Below are 18,116 nucleotides of genomic sequence, written 5' to 3'. Positions count from 1 at the left end.
AGTACTACAAAGGATTGCATGGATACGAGTACAAACTTTCGGATATCCTCTAACGCAAAAAGGCCCAGAGCTTCGCTCTGGGTTTTCTTAGTATGGATGATCCTAAGGATTTGGTTGGATTTGGGAAGAGGACAAAAGAACTAACCAAAAGAAGTTTGGCAAATGGTAAGATGGGGAAAGAGCAACAGGGGAGGATGGAATCAGGAGGAAGACCCCATGAAATATATCAGTGTCGAACAGGTAGAACCGGGCGATATTCTTGCCCGCAGTATTTATACGAGTGAAGGCTTGACTTTACTGCATGCAGGTGTGCAGCTAACGGTAGGAATGATCAATAAGCTTCGACGTTTTGGCGTCACCATGTTGAGCATTAAGGACCCCCTGTTAGATGATGTCAATATGGAAGAAGTCGTTACGGAAACGACTCGAAAAGATGCTATCCGCAACTTGTCAGCGGCGATTCAATGCGTTCAATCAGGTAAAAATATGGACGTGCGCGGGGTTCAAAAGTCAGTCAGCAACATCGTCGAGGAAGTGTTGAAAAACCGTCGTGTCCTGTTGAATCTCGGAGAAATCCGGACTACTGACAACGCTCTCTACATCCACTCTCTAAACGTATGCATGATGGCAACTGTGATGGGAGTCGCACTTGGTTACAACAATACTCAGCTGAAGGAGCTTTCGATCGGGGCTCTGCTGCACGATATCGGCAAGCTAAGCGGGATGTCGAAAGAGGATTCAAAGGATTCCGACGAAGAGGAAAATCTTGAGAACCACTTTACGTGGATGGGCTTCAACGTCCTGCGAAAAAAACATGAGATGAGCATTGTATCTGCCCATGTGCCTCTTCAGCATCAGGAGTGGGTGGATGGCAGCGGAGTGCCGCGTGGACTGGCAGGTGAGGAGATCCACGAGTTCGCGAAAATCGTAGCGATTTGCAATTACTATGATGATCTCATTTCTCCGTTTTCCGAGGAAGAGGTGACACTGCCGCCTTATGAAGCTTGCGAACGTATCATGGGCTTGGCGGAAAAGCGCTTTGACCTGCAGATGGTCATCCTCTTTTTGCGATCTATTGCCCTCTATCCGACTGGTAGCTCGCTGAAATTGAGTACAGGGGAAATCGGTGTAGTGATTGATCAGAATCGCGGTTTGCCGTCCCGCCCTGTCGCCCGAGTGATCCGTCGGGAACAAAATGCAAGTGAATTAATGTCAGAGCAGCACGACATCCGGGATATTGATTTGAGCGAGAAGCCGACGATCTTTATCACAGGTATTATGGACTAAGGGTTTTTCCCAATAAAGATCAGGGTAGTTCCCTATAGTGGAAAAATTTTCTCTCAGCTACAATAGAGACGTAAAAAGAAAAGTGACTAACTCATACGTTCATGAGGTGAGAGGGAGTGTTTTGAATGTCTCGCATTTTGGTACCTGTTGATCATACGGAACAATCACTGCAAGCACTGCGTTTTGCTCTGTCTTATGCCAAAGATAAGCATGAGCTGACTCTGCTCCATGTTATACCATTCTTTCCTTCTAAAAATGTCATCAACCGAATTGGACAAAAGCAGCTCCAGGATTTTCAACTGGAGGACGCACACGAAGAATTGAAAGAAATCAAAGAATTGGTAGAACAGTCGGGCGTGCCATATACGCTTGAAATCAAGTTTGGTGATGTGCAGCAGGTCATTAATGAGTTCGCCAAATCTGGATTTGAAGCGATCATTATGGGTACACATGGATACGGGCGATTTACCGGATTCCTGATGCAAAGTGTTAGCTATCCGACAGTGCATGATGTGAACATTCCGGTATTTTTGATTTCTGAGGATACCAAACAGGAGCAGTTCCCTTGGAGTAAAGTGCTGATTGCTGTAGATGGTTCCGACCAAGCAAAAGAAGCCATCGAAAAAGCGGTCGCGCTGAGCCAGAATATGGAGGTTACATACTCTTTGGTTACCGTGGTACCGCCGCCAGTCACGTATGCAGGGGCTTACGGACCTGGTTGGCAGGATGTCAATACGCTGGAGGAGTGGGGCAAAGCAACCTTGCTGCCCTATGAAGAATTGCTGCAAGAAAAAGGGATCAAGTTTGAAAGCAAGCTGCTGATCGGCGATCCGGCAACCTCAATCCGTCAAGCCGCCAAGGAACAGGGATGCGACCTGATTGTTTTGGGGCACCACGGAATGGGGGGCGTAGCTGGGACCATGATGGGAAGCGTAACGTTCAAGATGATCCATCGCACAGAAACTCCACTACTGATCGTAAAGAAATAGAATTTCCTAAGCTGTCCGTTATTGATACGGGCAGTTTTTTTTTTGCACGTATGTACGAAGAAAAATCCATAAAATATAGGGTACTAGGGTATTGTAAAAATAGGATTGACTAATATACCACATGGGGGTATATTGTAAAGGTGATCATTTGGAAAAAAAATCAAAAGCTTACCTGCGTCCAATACAGAATGGAGAGATTGACAATATGAAGAAAAGCTTCTTACCCGCAGTAGTTTTGTCTTTGACTATCTTGGCAGGTTGCGGAAATACCGACAATTCGGCACACCAAACGAATAACGAGCATGGGGAAAGCCATGCGGGGCATAGTGCAGGGACGGAACAGCATTCCTCTGATCAGGGGTATCTAAACGCAGCTTTTACTTTCCCTGCCGGATCTGCAACAGCAAATAATGAGACAGAGCTGAGTGTGCAAATCACCGACCAGAAAGGGGTACCAGTCAACGATTTCGAGGTTAATCATGAAAAGCTGCTGCACTTGATCATCGTCAACCATGATCTGTCATATTTTTCCCACATTCATCCTGATTTCAAGGGGGAGGGCAGATTCAGTATAAACACCCAATTTCCCGCGGGTGGAGATTACAAGCTTTTTGCAGATTTCAAACCCGCTGGAGGCTCGAGTACGACTTTAAGCGAATGGGTGAAAATAGAAGGAGAACCAGCAGCACATACAGATCTGAAAGCAGATACGAAGCTGGTAAAAGAAGTAGGGGACAAAGAGGTTGAACTGGCTGTGAGCAATACCTTTGCGAAGGAAGAAACGATCCTGACCTTTCACCTGCGCGACGCCAGGACAAAGGCAGGCATCGACAACCTAGAGCCTTATCTTGGAGCTGTTGGCCATGTGGTAATCCTGTCCGAGGATGCCAGTCAATATCTGCATGTGCACCCACTCGATGAAAAGGCGACGGGACCTGAAGCGCAATTCGCAACCACGTTTCCTCAAGCTGGTATCTATAAAATCTGGGGACAATTTCAGCACCGGGGAGAGGTCATCACCGTTCCGTACGTCGTCGAAGTGAAAGAAAGATAGACGGGAGAGGAGAACCGCTATGGGAGAGAAAATGAAAATCGCAGTGAATCCTGCGGTTCAAGTAGGGGGAAGCAAGGGAAAGAGAAATTCAGTAGATTCGTAGAACGCGTATCTGTGGATACACTGAAAATGATTTAGCCTGTAGGATCGAGAGGGTGCAGCCGGGTTCGCTGCATCCTTTTACGTTTTATCCGGTCTAGCGCATACTTGAAGTGAGATGCTCCCAAACTAAGCAGAATGATTTGCGGACGTATTAAAGGGGAGGGGGCAAGGAATGCAAATTGGTTGTCATGTAAGCATCCGTGACGGTTATTTGGGTGCGGCTAAAAACGCTTATCAACAGGGCGCTTCCGCCTATCAATATTTTCCGAAAAATCCACGAAGCTTATCTGTAAAAGCGTTCGACGAGCGAGATGCACAAGAATGCAAGCGTTATTGTCAGCAGCATGCGCTACAGTCGGTTGCCCACACCCCGTATCCTACCAACCTCTCCGCTGATGATCAGGCATTGTATCGGCTGACCGTCGAATCTTTGCGCAATGATTTGGAGATCGCAGAGGCGTGCGGTTCCATAGGAGTTGTTGTGCATTTCGGACAGTTCAAAGGAAAGCATCAGGATCCTCTCTACGGCTATCTCCGCATGATTGAGATGCTCAATGAAGTATTGGCAAAATGGGACGGAGATGCCTTGCTCCTGATTGAGAACAATGCGGGACAGGGTAGCAGGATGGGAACGACGCTGGAGGAATTGACGCAGGTCAGGAGCCTGATCCATGCACCACATAAAATTGGCTTTTGTCTGGACACCTGTCATGCTTTTGCCAGCGCCCTCTGGCAGGGAGAGAATTGGGAGGAGGTTGCAGAGCAGGCTCGCAAACTGGACTATCTGTCACATGTGAAAGCCATTCATCTCAACGATTCGATGTACCCACACCAGTCCTTTCGCGACCGCCATGCCAATCTGGGCCAAGGGTATATTCCGGAAGTGGGACTCAGAGCATTGTTCGCTACACCTGAGTTTCAGGAACTGCCATTCATTCTGGAGACCCCGCATCCCGCAGGAAAATCTCATCGGGAAGAGATCGCTTATGTAAAGGAGCGATTCGTTCCAACTACGGCAAGGAACAGGTGATGGACAGTCGCCGTGCGGAAGTGCGGGCCATTGGCAGGGGTGTCCACTCTGTGTTACAGTGTGAGTTGGGTGTTGAATCAGGGAGGTTGCAAGCAGATGAAAAAGCGAATCAAAGTGACGATTGCGGATTTTACGGTACTAAAGGAGAACCTGAACGATCTACAGGAGCTAGAGCTTTACGAAAAAGCCAATGGACATACATACGATGCGGAAATCGAACATGATGGGTATGCGATTGTGGACGTGACCGAAGACGATTACATTGAGCTGGCTCCAGGCGAGTACCAGCTGATGATCGAGGAATGGACGCATGCAGGTAACATCGGGGAGTGGATGGTGCAGACCAAATCAGATCCCCAGGACGATACAGCTCTTTTATACCGGAAAGTGGACGCAAACGGCAACGAGCTGGAAGCGCCCGTATCCTTGCCCAAGCAAGTCGTTGAGCTGGTAGCCAAAACTTGGTTTGGCAAAAAAAATAAAACGCAATCAGACGAAGCATAAATGGAAAGCCGCTGCTCCCGAACGGGGACAGCGGCTTTCGTTTTCAATAGCAACCTTACATTTCTTCCGGAGCTGCCAGTCCCAGGAGGCGCAGACCTTCCTTGAGAACGGTTGTGACGGCGGCAACCAGCTGGAGACGAGAAGCTTTGATTTCTTCTTCTTCCGCGAGAATACGGATGTTGGCATAAAATTTGTTGAAGACCTGTGCCAGATCAATCACGTATTTGCCGATCAGAGACGGGTCAAAGTTGTCTCCTGCACGCTCGACGATGTCTGGGAATGCATTCAGCAGTGTGACGACTGCCCAGGCTTCCTTGCTGTCCAATGCCCCTGGAGCGAGGGAGGTCTGCGACTCAGGCTGGTAGTTGCCCTTGCGCAGCAGCGAGCAGGCACGAGCGTGCGTATATTGAACGTACGGCCCGGTCTCTCCTTCAAAGGTAAGCATCTCTTCCCAGGAGAAGTTGATGTCGTTGAGACGATAGTTTTTCAAATCGTGGAAGATCACGGCACCTACGCCCACCTGACGAGATACTTCTTCCTTGTTGGCTAGCGATGGATTTTTTTCTTCAATCACTTTCTGCACATCAGCAATCGCCTGAGCCAATACCTCTTCCAGCAAGACGACTTTCCCTTTACGGGTGGACATTTTCTTTCCATCCTTGAGCATCATCCCGAATGGAATGTGGTACATGTTTGCTGCCCACGGATAGCCCATTTTTTCCAGCACCTTGTACAGCTGCTGGAAGTGGAGGCGTTGTTCATTTCCGACCACGTAAACTGCTTTGGCAAAATCGTAGGTTTCATGGCGGTACAAGGCAGCAGCTAGGTCACGGGTCGCGTAAAGGGTTGCCCCATCTGATTTTTTGATCAGAGAAGGTGGCATGTCGTACTCATCCAGTGTAACGACCTGTGCGCCATCGGACTCGGTCAGCAGTCCTTTTTCCTCCAATAGCTGAACGACCCGGTCCATCTTGTCGTTGTAGAAGGCTTCGCCATTGGTGGAGTCGAAGGATACGTTCATCAAGTCGTAGATCTTCATGAATTCCTTCAGGGACTCGTCACGGAACCAGGTCCACAGATGCTTTGCTTCTGTGTCACCGTCTTCCAGCTTTTTGAACCATTCACGGCCTTGATCTTCCAGGGATGGATCGTTTTCTGCTTCTTCATGGAAACGGATATAGAGACTGAGCAGTTCTTTGATTGGCTCTGCTTTTACCTTTTCTTCGTCTCCCCATAGCTTGTAAGCTACGATCAATTTTCCGAACTGGGTGCCCCAGTCACCCAAGTGATTAATGCGCACCGGTTTGTAGCCTTGCTTTTCCATGATGTTGGCGATGGCGTTACCAATTACGGTTGAACGCAGATGTCCCATCGAGAACGGTTTTGCGATGTTGGGGGAGGAGAGATCAATGGGGACATTGCGTCCCTGTCCCAGATCGCTGTCTCCATAAGCTTTTCCTTGAGAAAGAACAGTGCTGATCACTTGCTGGGCAACCATTTCCTGATCCAAAAAGAGGTTGACGTATGGGCCGACAGCCTTTACTTCCTTCAATGGTGCACCACTGATTTGTTCAGTCAGCTCTGCAGCGATCATGGGAGGTGCTTTGCGCAGTGCTTTCGCTAATTGGAAGCAAGGGAAGGCAATATCGCCCATTGCCGGATTTGGTGGGGTTTCCAGCATGTTATAAACGTTTTCTTTGGTCAGCGAGTCCACGCCGAGGTGAACCAGGGCGGAAGCAATTTTCTCCGCCACTTGATGCTTGTAGCTCATTTTTTGATACTCCTTTCACTTGTGAAGGTGTGATCCGCAAATAAAAAAACCCCTGCGTCTCCTGAAAAAAGAGACGAGAGGTTATGCTCCCGCGGTGCCACTCTTGTTGTTTTTGCTATCCTGTCAGAGGCCAGCAAAAACCGCTTGATCTGCGATAACGGGCAGTACCGGCATGTCCCTACGCGATCTGCGTAAGGAACGCAGATTTTCAGGCAGCATCTCCAAGGGGCGTTTCCTCACATGGTCCGCATCGGGCTTGCACCTTCCCCGACTCGCTTCAGCTTCACACATGGAGTACTTTCCTTATCAACGATTCATCCTTATCTATGCATTATAGCCAAAAAAGACGAGCATGTGCAACTTACTCTTCTGGCTTTTTAAGGATTTGATCCAATTTTTGAAAATACTCGCGCGTCAGCTTTTCTTTTTCTTCAGCGCTCAGGTTTTCCGTGTTCATCCATTGATTCTTGAACGTTTCCAGCTGCTCCAGCATCGCAAGCTCAGCCCTGGCCTCTTCCTCCAGATCGTAATTCTCGGAGGGATCGAAGGGAATCAAGCGGTTGTCATTACCGCTGCGCAAATAAGGTTTGCGCCAGTTGTCGGGAAAATGATAAGATTGCTCACCGAATAACAGTCCGAGAACGTCGTCGGATTCGACAGGCAGGAAGTGGTCGTGCTCGTTGCGTCGACCTCCCTCAACCAGGTTGATATGGACAAGGAAGTAGCGCAAATAATGCTGCTGGGTCTCACGATGCTTCACAATGCTATAAGTCTCGAATTCACTTTGTTCGAGTACTTTAATATTTTCCAATGCAGAGATAAATGCATCCTTTTCTTGGGGAAGTAGTGTATCCACTAGGGTTCGCTCCTTTGTTGTCCTTCGTTCCCCATCATAGCAAATCACGATAACACTGACAATCAAGCGGGTGCTTGACGTTACATGTGAAAAAAGAGCCTGAAGAAGTCTTCAGGCTCTTTTAGCTATTCTGTCTGATGGCCTAGCAGTCGTCAGAGCACCCAACGATGACCAGCAGGATAAACAGAACGAGCACGATTGCGAAGGCTTCACCAAAAAAGCCGCTGCTGTAAGAAGTACTCATGTTTGTTTTCCCTCCTTTCCGTTATGCTCTAGTCTATACACGAACGCGGAGGTTGGCGTGGGCGAATGACTAGTTGCCGGAAATTTGGGCGCGATGTTGAAGCAGCAATGAAAATAGACAAATTGTTGATTGACGCCATGCAAGGGGGGTGATAAGATACTTTCAAACGTCATACAAAATTCCAAATAATTGAATAGCATGTACAACTCTTATCCAGAGAGGCAGAGGGACTGGCCTGATGAAGCCTCGGCAACCGGTAAAACCGGTGCCAATTCCAGCAAAGCTTTTTTGCTTTGAAAGATAAGAGGATGGTTCAAGCGCATAAGCTATCTCGCGGACAAATCCTCTCCTTTCACAAGAAGAGGATTTTTTTATTTGCATGTAAAATCGTTCGTCAAAAAGAACTACCGATACAGGGGAGAAGGAGCAAGCCAAATGAAACCTACTTTTCGCGAACAGCTTTCCCGGAAAATTTTGATACTGGACGGTGCTATGGGCACGATGCTGCAGCAGGCCAATCTGTCTGCAGAAGATTTTGGCGGGGATGAGTACGAGGGCTGTAATGAATTGCTGAATTTGACCAGACCGGATGTGATTCGATCCATCCACGAAACGTATCTGGAGGCAGGAGCAGATATCGTCGAGACAAATACCTTTGGTGCTACTTCGGTGGTGCTCGCTGAATATGACGTAGCGGATAAAGATCTGGAGATCAACATCGAGGCTGCCAGACTGGCAAAAGAAGCGGTCGATCGGTATTCCACTCCTGAGTGGCCCCGTTATGTGGCAGGGTCCATGGGGCCAACGACGAAGACGCTCTCGCTGACCGGAGGGGTAACCTTCGATGATTTGGTTGAATCGTATTATCGCCAGGCAAAAGGATTGCTGCTGGGTGGAGTCGACGTGCTTTTGCTTGAGACCTCGCAGGATACTCTCAACGTCAAAGCGGGCGGTATCGGGATTCGTCAGGCCTTTGCGGAGCTGGGTCAAGAAGTGCCGGTGATGCTGTCCGGGACGATCGAGCCGATGGGTACTACCTTGGCTGGACAAAACATCGAAGCCTTTTACTTCTCTCTGGAGCATCTGAAGCCAGTCTCCGTAGGTCTTAATTGTGCGACTGGTCCTGAATTCATGCGCGATCATTTGCGTACACTCTCTGGCTTGGCTCAATGCGGCGTGAGCTGTTATCCCAATGCCGGGCTGCCAGATGAAAACGGACATTACCACGAGACACCACAAGGACTCGCTGCCAAAATGCGGGCTTTTGCCGAGCAGGGCTGGCTCAACATCGCAGGTGGCTGCTGCGGAACGACCCCCGATCACATCCGGGCCATGGCAGACGCGCTGAAGGACTGCAAGCCTCGTACGCAAGTAAGCGAACCTGTCAGTGCTGTATCCGGTATTGACGTCGTTTACGTAGAAGACGATAACCGTCCGTTGCTCGTCGGAGAACGTACCAACGTGATTGGTTCCAAGAAATTCCGCGATCTGATCGCGGCAGGGCAGTATGAAGAAGCATCTGATATTGCCCGAGCCCAGGTGAAGCGTGGAGCTCACGTAATCGATATTTGTCTCGCAGATCCGGACCGGGATGAATACGCCGATATGGAAAAATTCCTCCAATATATTATGAAAAAAGTGAAAGCGCCATTGATGATCGACTCCACAGATGCCAAGGTCATGGAGCTGGGATTGCGTTATTCGCAAGGAAAGGCCATTCTCAACTCCATCAATCTGGAGGATGGACTGGAGAGATTTGAAGAGGTTGCTCCCCTGATTCATAAATACGGTGCAGCCGTTGTAGTTGGGACCATCGAGGAAGCTGGAATGGCTGTTACACGCGAAAAAAAGCTGGAGGTAGCCAAGCGCTCGTACGACCTGCTGGTAAATCAATATGGGGTCAACCCTCAAGATATCATATTTGATCCGCTTGTCTTTCCGGTAGGTACTGGAGATGAGCAGTACATCGGTTCAGCGAAAGAGACCGTGGAAGGCATCCGTCTCATCAAGGAAGCGATGCCTCATTGCAAAACCATTCTGGGTGTGAGCAACGTGTCTTTTGGATTGCCTGCGGCGGGAAGGGAAGTACTCAACGCGGTATTCCTCTATCATACGACGCTCGCCGGTCTCGATTACGCGATCGTGAATACCGAGAAGCTGGAGCGTTACGCTTCGATTCCGGAAAATGAAAGGAAGCTGGCAGAAGCGCTTTTGTTCGAAACCAATGACGAAACGCTGGCCGCATTCACAGAGTTTTATCGCCAAAAGAAAAAAGAAGATAAGGTTGAGGTCTCCTCGTTGACGCTGGAGGAAAGACTTGCACGCTATGTTGTAGAGGGTTCCAAGGATGGCTTGACTGAAGACCTGAAGCTGGCTTTGGAAAAGTACCAGCCGCTGGATATCATCAACGGGCCATTGATGCGCGGGATGGAAGAGGTTGGCCGCCTGTTTAACGGAAACCAGCTGATTGTGGCAGAGGTTTTGCAAAGTGCTGAGGTCATGAAGGCATCGGTCTCGTTCCTCGAGCCTTTCATGGAAAAATCGGATGCAGCTGCAAAAGGGAAGATTCTATTGGCTACGGTCAAAGGGGACGTGCATGACATCGGAAAGAATCTGGTGGAAATCATTCTTTCCAACAACGGCTATGAGGTCGTCAATCTGGGAATCAAAGTACCACCTGAACAGCTGATTGCCGCATGCCGCGAAGAAAAGCCGGATGCGATTGGACTTTCAGGCCTGCTGGTTAAATCGGCTCAGCAAATGGTGATTACAGCGCAGGATTTGCGGGCTGCCGGTATCGATGTACCGATGATGGTCGGAGGTGCGGCGCTGACTCGTAAATTCACCTCCAATCGCATTGCCCCTGAGTATCGGGGAATCGTGCTTTACGCCAAGGATGCGATGGACGGACTGGATCTGGTAAATCGTCTGCAAAATCCCCAGGAACGGGAGCGGCTGGTAGTCGAGCAACAACAAATGCAAGAAGCTGCGTCGGCAGCCGAAACGGTCGTTGTGGAAAAGAAACCTGCACTGCCTGCACGTTCTGCCATCAGCCGTACCGCTCCGATTCAGTTACCGCCAGATTGTCAGCCTCATGTCCTGCGTCAGTACCCGATCAGCCACCTGCAGCCTTATCTGAACTTGCGAATGCTGCTAGGCAAACATTTGGGCGTACGCGGCAACGTGGAGAAGCTGATCGAAGCGGGAGACGAGAAAGTGCTACAGCTGTACGGGCTCGTGGAAGAGCTCCTGACAGAAGCGAAGCAGAAGGGGACGATCACCGCTCATGGGGTGTATCAATTTTTCCCTGCCCAAGCAGATGGCAATGATATCGTCGTCTACGACCCGCAGGATCACAGCAAAGTACTGGAACGCTTCAGCTTTCCGCGTCAGCCGGAAGAGCCGTACCTGTGCCTCTCTGACTTCCTGCGTCCGATTGAGAGCAAGGAAATGGATTACGTAGGCTTCCTGACCGTAACCGCAGGTGGAGGAATTCGGGAATTGTCTACTGAGCTGAAGGATCGGGGCGATTACTTGCGCTCCCACGTCTTGCAAGCCTTGGCACTGGAACTCGCTGAGGCGTTTGCAGAGCGTGTCCACCACATGATGCGCGACAGCTGGGGAATTCCTGACCCTGCAGAGATGACGATGCTGGAGCGTTTCGGTGCTCGTTATCAGGGAATCCGCGTATCGTTCGGATATCCGGCGTGCCCGAATCTGGAGGATCAGCAGCAGCTGTTTAGACTGATTAAACCTGAAAATATCGGCGTTCACTTGACCGAAGGCTGCATGATGGAACCGGAAGCTTCCGTCTCCGCGATGGTATTTGCCCATCCGGAAGCGCGTTATTTCAATGCGGGACCATCCGTGTTCGAAGTTTAGAAGATAGAGATGATTCAACGGAGAGAAGGGATCAGGTTGACGACGAGCAAGCAAGATTTAAGAGAATACTTGCAAGATCATTTGCTGGTTGGAGACGGAGCGATGGCGACCCAGTTGCATAGACTGGGCGTCCCCGTGGGTGTCAGCTTTGAGGAGCTGTGTTTGTCCAATCCCAGATTGGTGCATGAAGTACACGACTCATACTATCAGGCTGGAGCGCGCCTTCTGGAAACCAACACGTATTCGGCAAATCGAGATTCATTGTCACGCTATGGAATGGAGCATAAAGTGACGCGTATTAACCGTCAAGCCGTTTCACTTGCACGAGAAGCGGCGCAGGGAGATGCTTATGTAGCCGGAAGCATTGGTTCGATCTTGGCTGGTCGGGTGCGCAAAAAAGTGCTGGACGAATATCGGGATCAGTATGAAGAGCAGGCGATTGCTTTACTGCATGCAGGGGTAGATGGATTGATTCTGGAAACCTTTCTGGATCTGGAGGAGCTGCTGCTTGCCATTGAAGTGATTCGACCTTTGACCCCACTCCCGCTGATCACCCAGCTCGCTACGCTGGAAGTGGGAAGAACGCGTGATGGCTATTCGCTTACAGAAGCATTTGCCCAACTGAAAACAGCGGGAGCAGATATTATCGGACTCAACTGTCGTCTCGGCCCTGCGGAGATTCTTCGTTCCTTTGAAACCGTTCAGGCACCCAAGGATGCACTCTTGTCTGCCTTTCCAAACGCAGGTCGTCTGGGCATGACAGACGGGGAGTACGCGTACAAATCGACGGCGGAGTATTTTGGCCAAAGTGCGTTGCGTTTAAGAGAGCAAGGAATCCGACTGATTGGGGGTTGTTGTGGGACGACTCCTGAGCATGTCAAAGCGATGGCAGATGCGTTGGAATCCCTCGAGCCGCAAGCGCGTACCAATCCAGACGAAGTTCCGGGTGAAAGACCATTGGTTTCTGTGACCAGTGTACGTGATCAGGATCGGCCGAGTATCGTAGACAAGGTAAAGTCCGGTACGACGATTATCGTTGAGTTCGACCCGCCTCGTGATCTGGATGCGGATTCGTTCCTCGAAGGATGCTGTGAGCTGCACAAGGCTGGTGCAGACGCTATTACTCTCGCCGACAATTCCCTGGCGACGGTAAGGATGAGCAATATGGCCTTGGGAGCGATGATGAAGAGCAGGTACGGAATCGACCCGTTGTTGCATCTGGCTTGCCGCGACCGCAATCTGATCGGTCAGCAATCCCATCTGATGGGTCTGCACGCATTAGGCATCGACCAGATTCTGGTCATCACCGGCGATCCTTCTCGTTTTGGCGACCTGCCAGGGGCGAGCTCTGTATTTGATGTGACGTCCTTTGATCTGATTCGCATGGTGAAGCAGTTGAATGAAGGAGTCTCCTTTTCCGGAAGGCCTTTGAAGCAAAACGCGCAGTTCATTGTGGGGGCTGCTTTTAATCCCAACGTCAGGCAAATCGATGCGGCAATCGCACGTTTGGAAAAGAAGGTGGAGGCAGGAGCGGACTACATCATGACACAGCCTGTCTACGATGCCGAGTCGATCAAGGTCGTCTATGAAGCGACGAAGCATATCGGAATTCCTGTATTTATCGGCATCATGCCATTGACCAGCTCCCGAAATGCGGAGTTCCTGCACAACGAGGTGCCGGGTATCAAGCTTTCTCCTGAAGCCTTGGAACGAATGAAGCGCGTTCAAGGGGAGGATGCGAGACGGGAAGGCATTCAGATCGCCAAAGAATTGCTGGATACAGCTGTCCGCTACTTCCAGGGAATCTATCTGATTACGCCGTTTAACTACTATTCGATGGCAACAGAGCTGATCCAATATGTTCGTCAGCAAAGTGCACAGTTGAAGGTGCCTGTGCAAGGGTAATCGAAAAAGATAGTAACAAGAGGTCCGGCACTCATTCAGACGCTGGACCTCTTTTAATTCGTCTGTGCATGTAGGGGATGCCAGCCCTGTTCTCGTAGGAAGAGACTGAGCTGTCCAAACATCGCCAGTCGCTCCTCACGGGTAAAAGAGGCATTGGCTCCACTGGTTGATGGAATGACAAAAACATAACTGCCAGCCCAGTCCTGCGTTGAAAAATAACGTTGGGGCTGTATACCTAGAATAACGTCGCCCTTCTTTTGACCACTTGCATGGCGGAAGGCAGTAATGCCGTTGAAGCAGATGACACGAGGACGGTAGGTTTGGACCATCTGAACGAATTGCTCGGCACCAAGGGAATAATCTTCCTCACGCAAGTCAGCGGATGAGCGGGTAGGGCGTGAAACCAGATCGGTAATACCGTAATGGTAGTCCAGCAGTAAAGCCGTTTCCTCGGGCAAAAGCTTGCGAGGAGTCAGGCCACCCTCATATAAACCGCGCCAAAACAGGTTGGCTGGATTGGCATAATGAAAGCCAGCCGTAGCTGACACACGTCCAGGGTTGATTCCGCAAAACAAGACGGCAAGATCGCGGCGAATGTAGGTAGGCAACCATTTATCTGTGAAATCGACCAAGTGAACACCTCCTGTTCTGACATTGTAGCACATCCGATAACGTCTGCTGGAAGCAGCAAAAAAAGCTGCCGTATCGGGCAGCTTTTTCATATGATCATTTCGAATTTTTGGCTCGCTTACTAGCTCTCTTACAGCTGAGGGTAAGGAAGCATTTGCTCGGGTTCATGCAGATGGAATTGCTCCATTTCATTTCGGACGTATTTTTTCGATTCAAAAGGAACGACTTCCTGTTCTTCTTTGCCCCATAGCCAGCGTGACAACGATTGGATCATAAGGATTCCCCTCACTTGGTGGAAATGTTTTACATACTCATCATACTCCTAAATGGAATGTATTTGGTTAGGGAGGTGTGAATAAGGCGTGAAGAAATGGTGGAGAGAACGTGAACAAAAAGGAAGCGATTTCAGGCGAAAGAAAAATGGATAGAGGCTCAGGTATTCTCCGAGATCTCTATCCATTCTACATTTAAGGCTGTGCACGTTGTTCGCTGAATTACAGTTTGTAGATGTCGCTGTATTTTTTGACGAGGTAATCCACGAGGTAAGTTGCATTTGTACCTTCACCCGTGATGGCTTCCACCAGTTCGCGAGGGCTCTTCATCTTGCCGTGCTGATGGATTTTTTCTTTGAGCCATTCACGGATTGGCGTAAAATCCCCGCTCTCGATCAATTCTTCGTAGTCCTTGATTTCCTGCTGCATCACATGGGCAAACTGAGCAGCATAGACGTTGCCGAGTGAATACGTTGGGAAGTAGCCGAAGCTGCCGCCAGCCCAGTGGACATCCTGCAAAACGCCCAGGGTATCCGTAGGAGGGACGACGCCCAGATATTCCTCCATTTTTTCGTTCCAGATGGTCGGCAGGTCAGCGACCTTCAAAGTACCATTGATCAGACCTTTTTCAATTTCATAGCGAATCATCACATGCAGATTGTAGGTGACTTCGTCGGATTCGGTGCGGATGAAGGATGGAGTGACCTCGTTGATCGCCCGATAAAAGCTGTCTAAGCTGACTCCCTCAAATTGGGCAGGGAATGCGCTGAGAAGCTCACTGTACATGCCTTTCCAGAAAGGAAGACTACGTCCGACCATGTTCTCCCAATAACGAGACTGCGACTCATGGATGCCCATCGAGGTACCATCACATAGCGGTGTGAACAGAAGTTCTGGATCGATGTTCTGCTCGTACATGGCGTGACCCGCTTCATGAATACAGCTGAACAAGGCGTTGTTGAAATCATTTTCGTCAAAACGGGTGGTAATCCGTACGTCTCCAGGGTTAAAAGAAGTGCAGAAAGGATGTACGCTGCGATCCATCCGACCTGCTTGGAAGTCGTAACCGATTTTCTTTAGCACAAAACGGCTAAAAGCATCCTGCTCGGCGATCGGGAAGTGCTTGGTTAAAGCAGAAGTATCCGGTTTGTTCGGCGACTGTGCGATTGCCGCTACCAGATCAACGGTTTTTTCCCGCAGGGTAGCAAAAATGGCATCCAGCTGTTCGACTGTCATCCCTGGTTCATACAGATCCAGCAACGTATTGTATTTGTTCTTCCCGTCATTGCCCCAGAACTCAATGAACTTGAGCTGGAAATCCACGATTTTCTCCAGATAAGGCTGGAACATGCTGAAATCGTTTTTTTCACGTGCTTCTTCCCAGATGGTTTCTGCCTGGGAGGTGAGGACGACGAATTGCTGATACGTTTCAGCCGGTATCAGCTTGTTGCGATCAAATTCCTTTTTGCATTCAAGGACGGTATGGCGAGTGACCGGATCTAGGGAAGCAAGCGTATCACTTGCACCGAGTTCATCCAGAAAGGCTTCCATTTCTTTCGAGGTAGCCAATTTGAACTGTTCAGCGGAAAGTGTACCAATCACTTCGGAACGAGCTTCCATACCTTTGCGTGGAGCCTGTGTCCGCATATCCCAATGAAGGACAGCAAGAGCCTGGTTGTAGCTCGATATTTTTTTGACGAAATCGCGAAAAGCCGAAACACGGTTTTCCAAACTTGTAGTCATGAGTTCCCTCCTTGTTAAAATGGATGCGTATGTAGTCTTAGCTGCGTTCAAAAAATTTTTACTACTATCATTATAACGGTTTGCTAAAAAATTACTAGGTAGATGCATGGAGCATTTGTCGGTATAATCGGTAAGGGAATAAAATGAGGCTGCGAATACGAATGACGATGACAGGAGAATGAAGATGAGTCAAACCAATCCACTATGGGGAAATGAGATTGCAAAGCGGCGTACCTTCGCCATTATTTCCCACCCGGACGCGGGTAAAACGACCATGACAGAAAAACTGCTCTACTACGGTGGAGCCATCCGTGAAGCGGGTGTGGTGAAAGGACGTAAAAACTCCAAGCATGCCACCTCTGACTGGATGGATATCGAGAAAAAACGTGGAATCTCCGTCACCTCCAGTGCGATGGATTTTGAATACAAGGGTCACCATATCAATATATTGGATACACCTGGTCACCAGGACTTTAGTGAGGATACGTATCGGACTTTGACTGCTGCTGATGCGGCGGTAATGATCATCGACGTAGCCAAAGGGGTGGAGGCCCAGACGATCAAGCTGTTCAAGGTTTGTCGGATGCGTGGTATCCCGATCTTTACCTTTGTCAACAAATTGGACCGTCACGGGAAGGATCCGTTTGAGCTCTTGGAGGAGCTGGAAAACGTCTTGGGCATTCGTTCATACCCGATGAATTGGCCGATTGGCATGGGGAACTACTTCAGTGGCGTATACGATCGCCACAAATCTCGCGTGGAGCTGTACCAAAACAACTCCGATCATGACGAGATTTCCTTCTTTCCAGTAGAAGGAGCAGAAGACCCGCTTATTGGCGAGCGTGTCGGGGCAGACCTCTGGCAGCAGCTTCAGGATGAGATTTCCTTGCTCGATGTGGCTGGAGACGAGTTCAACATGGAGCTGATCAACAAAGGAGAGCTGACCCCTGTATTCTTCGGCAGTGCGATCAACAACTTTGGTGTACAGACCTTCCTGGACAACTTTTTGCATATGGCACCGCCGCCATCACCGAAGAAGAGCACAGCGGGCTTGATTGATCCAGAGTCCAACTTCTTTTCCGGCTTTATTTTTAAAATCCAGGCGAATATGAATCCTGCTCACCGTGACCGTATCGCATTCCTGCGGATTTGTTCCGGCAAATTTGAACGGGGGATGTCAGTGAAGCATGTACGGCTCGGCAAGGATATCAAGCTGGCTCAGCCTGTGCAGTTTATGGCACAAGACCGGGAGATTGTCGATGAATCCTACGCTGGCGACGTGATCGGCTTGTTCGACCCGGGAATTTTCCAGATCGGAGACACCTTGTGTGTGGGGCAAACCTTTGAATATGAAGAAATGCCTCATTTCTCTCCGGAGTTTTTCTCCAAGGTCATGGTGAAGGATGCTATGAAGCACAAGCAATTCCAAAAAGGAATCATGCAGCTGACAGAAGAAGGGACGGTGCAGCTGTTCCGTACCTATCCGATGGAAGAACTGATTTTGGGCGTGGTCGGGGTCTTGCAGTTCGAGGTTCTGGAATACCGGCTGAAGGCAGAGTACGGTGTAGATATCATGCTGACCCGGATGCCATTCCAGATCGCTCGTTGGCTGGAAGGGGAAAAATCGGCTCTGGACGCTCTCAAAAACAAGATCGTGTCCGACCGATATGGCCGTCCGGTCATGCTGTTTGAAAGTGAATATCAGCTGCGCGTGGCGGTGGATAAATATCCAAACGTCAAGTTCCACGAAAGCTCACTTGGTTTGAAACCCAATATGTCCTAAAGTGGACTTACCATGCTATGAAAAGAGGGTCTCGCACTTGTCTGCGAGGCTCTTTTTGTTTTTT

At 49.5% G+C, this 18,116-nt stretch carries 14 protein-coding genes, 1 riboswitch and 1 other annotated feature; of the genes, 8 read left to right on the top strand and 6 right to left on the bottom strand.

The annotated features are described in order from the left end of the window. Positions 1–216 precede the first annotated feature (216 nt). The 5 genes from EDM52_RS08395 (at position 217) to EDM52_RS08375 (ending at position 4,966) form a co-directional block, all read left to right on the top strand. Positions 217–1,287 carry an HD-GYP domain-containing protein gene (locus EDM52_RS08395; protein WP_057133869.1) on the top strand — a complete coding sequence of 357 codons (1,071 nt, stop codon included), beginning with the start codon at positions 217–219 and terminating at the stop codon, positions 1,285–1,287. Between the two features lie 125 nt (positions 1,288–1,412). Continuing rightward, positions 1,413–2,276, top strand: a complete 864-nt coding sequence (locus tag EDM52_RS08390) for a universal stress protein (protein WP_057133773.1) — start codon at positions 1,413–1,415, stop codon at positions 2,274–2,276. Positions 2,277–2,481: 205 nt separating this feature from the next. Further along, complete coding sequence (locus tag EDM52_RS08385) at positions 2,482–3,330, top strand: hypothetical protein (RefSeq protein ID WP_122908534.1); 849 nt, start codon at positions 2,482–2,484, stop codon at positions 3,328–3,330. A 274-nt stretch (positions 3,331–3,604) separates the two neighbouring features. Continuing rightward, positions 3,605–4,462, top strand: a complete 858-nt coding sequence (locus tag EDM52_RS08380; protein ID WP_122908533.1) for a deoxyribonuclease IV — start codon at positions 3,605–3,607, stop codon at positions 4,460–4,462. 96 nt (positions 4,463–4,558) lie between these two features. Continuing rightward, complete coding sequence (locus EDM52_RS08375) at positions 4,559–4,966, top strand: hypothetical protein (RefSeq protein ID WP_122908532.1); 408 nt, start codon at positions 4,559–4,561, stop codon at positions 4,964–4,966. Between the two features lie 55 nt (positions 4,967–5,021). Here the strand turns inward: EDM52_RS08375 and argS are convergent, their stop codons facing one another. The 3 genes from argS to EDM52_RS08360 all read right to left on the bottom strand — a co-directional run bounded on the left by argS (position 5,022) and on the right by EDM52_RS08360 (position 7,837). Beyond that, positions 5,022–6,737 (bottom strand): arginine--tRNA ligase, encoded by a 1,716-nt coding sequence (gene argS / locus EDM52_RS08370; RefSeq protein WP_057133771.1) that lies wholly within the window; start codon positions 6,735–6,737, stop codon positions 5,022–5,024. Between the two features lie 66 nt (positions 6,738–6,803). Next, positions 6,804–7,056 (bottom strand) — a binding site (T-box leader). Positions 7,057–7,098: 42 nt separating this feature from the next. Then, positions 7,099–7,593, bottom strand: coding sequence for a hypothetical protein (locus EDM52_RS08365; protein WP_057133865.1), 495 nt, complete (start codon positions 7,591–7,593; stop codon positions 7,099–7,101). A 142-nt stretch (positions 7,594–7,735) separates the two neighbouring features. Beyond that, positions 7,736–7,837 carry a YjcZ family sporulation protein gene (locus EDM52_RS08360; RefSeq protein WP_122908531.1) on the bottom strand — a complete coding sequence of 34 codons (102 nt, stop codon included), beginning with the start codon at positions 7,835–7,837 and terminating at the stop codon, positions 7,736–7,738. Between the two features lie 206 nt (positions 7,838–8,043). Continuing rightward, positions 8,044–8,144, top strand: a riboswitch (SAM riboswitch). Between the two features lie 128 nt (positions 8,145–8,272). On the opposite strand from EDM52_RS08360, the gene metH reads away from it, so the two are divergent. Together metH and EDM52_RS08350 are read left to right on the top strand one after the other, a co-directional pair. Then, positions 8,273–11,719, top strand: coding sequence for a methionine synthase (metH, locus tag EDM52_RS08355; RefSeq protein WP_057133770.1), 3,447 nt, complete (start codon positions 8,273–8,275; stop codon positions 11,717–11,719). A 9-nt stretch (positions 11,720–11,728) separates the two neighbouring features. Then, on the top strand, positions 11,729–13,624 hold the full coding sequence (locus tag EDM52_RS08350) for a bifunctional homocysteine S-methyltransferase/methylenetetrahydrofolate reductase (protein ID WP_245996686.1): 1,896 nt from the start codon (positions 11,729–11,731) through the stop codon (positions 13,622–13,624). A 53-nt stretch (positions 13,625–13,677) separates the two neighbouring features. Here the strand turns inward: EDM52_RS08350 and EDM52_RS08345 are convergent, their stop codons facing one another. The 3 genes from EDM52_RS08345 to EDM52_RS08340 form a co-directional block, all read right to left on the bottom strand. Beyond that, positions 13,678–14,256, bottom strand: coding sequence for a mismatch-specific DNA-glycosylase (locus EDM52_RS08345; protein WP_122908562.1), 579 nt, complete (start codon positions 14,254–14,256; stop codon positions 13,678–13,680). A 128-nt stretch (positions 14,257–14,384) separates the two neighbouring features. After that, entirely contained in the window at positions 14,385–14,528 is a 144-nt protein-coding gene (locus EDM52_RS24550; protein ID WP_183184899.1) for a hypothetical protein, read from the bottom strand. Between the two features lie 220 nt (positions 14,529–14,748). After that, complete coding sequence (locus EDM52_RS08340) at positions 14,749–16,269, bottom strand: carboxypeptidase M32 (RefSeq protein WP_122908530.1); 1,521 nt, start codon at positions 16,267–16,269, stop codon at positions 14,749–14,751. A 184-nt stretch (positions 16,270–16,453) separates the two neighbouring features. On the opposite strand from EDM52_RS08340, the gene EDM52_RS08335 reads away from it, so the two are divergent. After that, complete coding sequence (locus tag EDM52_RS08335; RefSeq protein ID WP_122908529.1) at positions 16,454–18,052, top strand: peptide chain release factor 3; 1,599 nt, start codon at positions 16,454–16,456, stop codon at positions 18,050–18,052. The last annotated feature ends 64 nt before the right edge of the window (positions 18,053–18,116 follow it).

Origin of the sequence: Brevibacillus invocatus (genome assembly GCF_003710915.1) — a bacterium.
GTDB lineage: Bacteria > Bacillota > Bacilli > Brevibacillales > Brevibacillaceae > Brevibacillus > Brevibacillus invocatus.
Note: the sequence above shows the minus strand (reverse complement) of the source record. Positions and strands in the feature narration are given on the sequence as shown.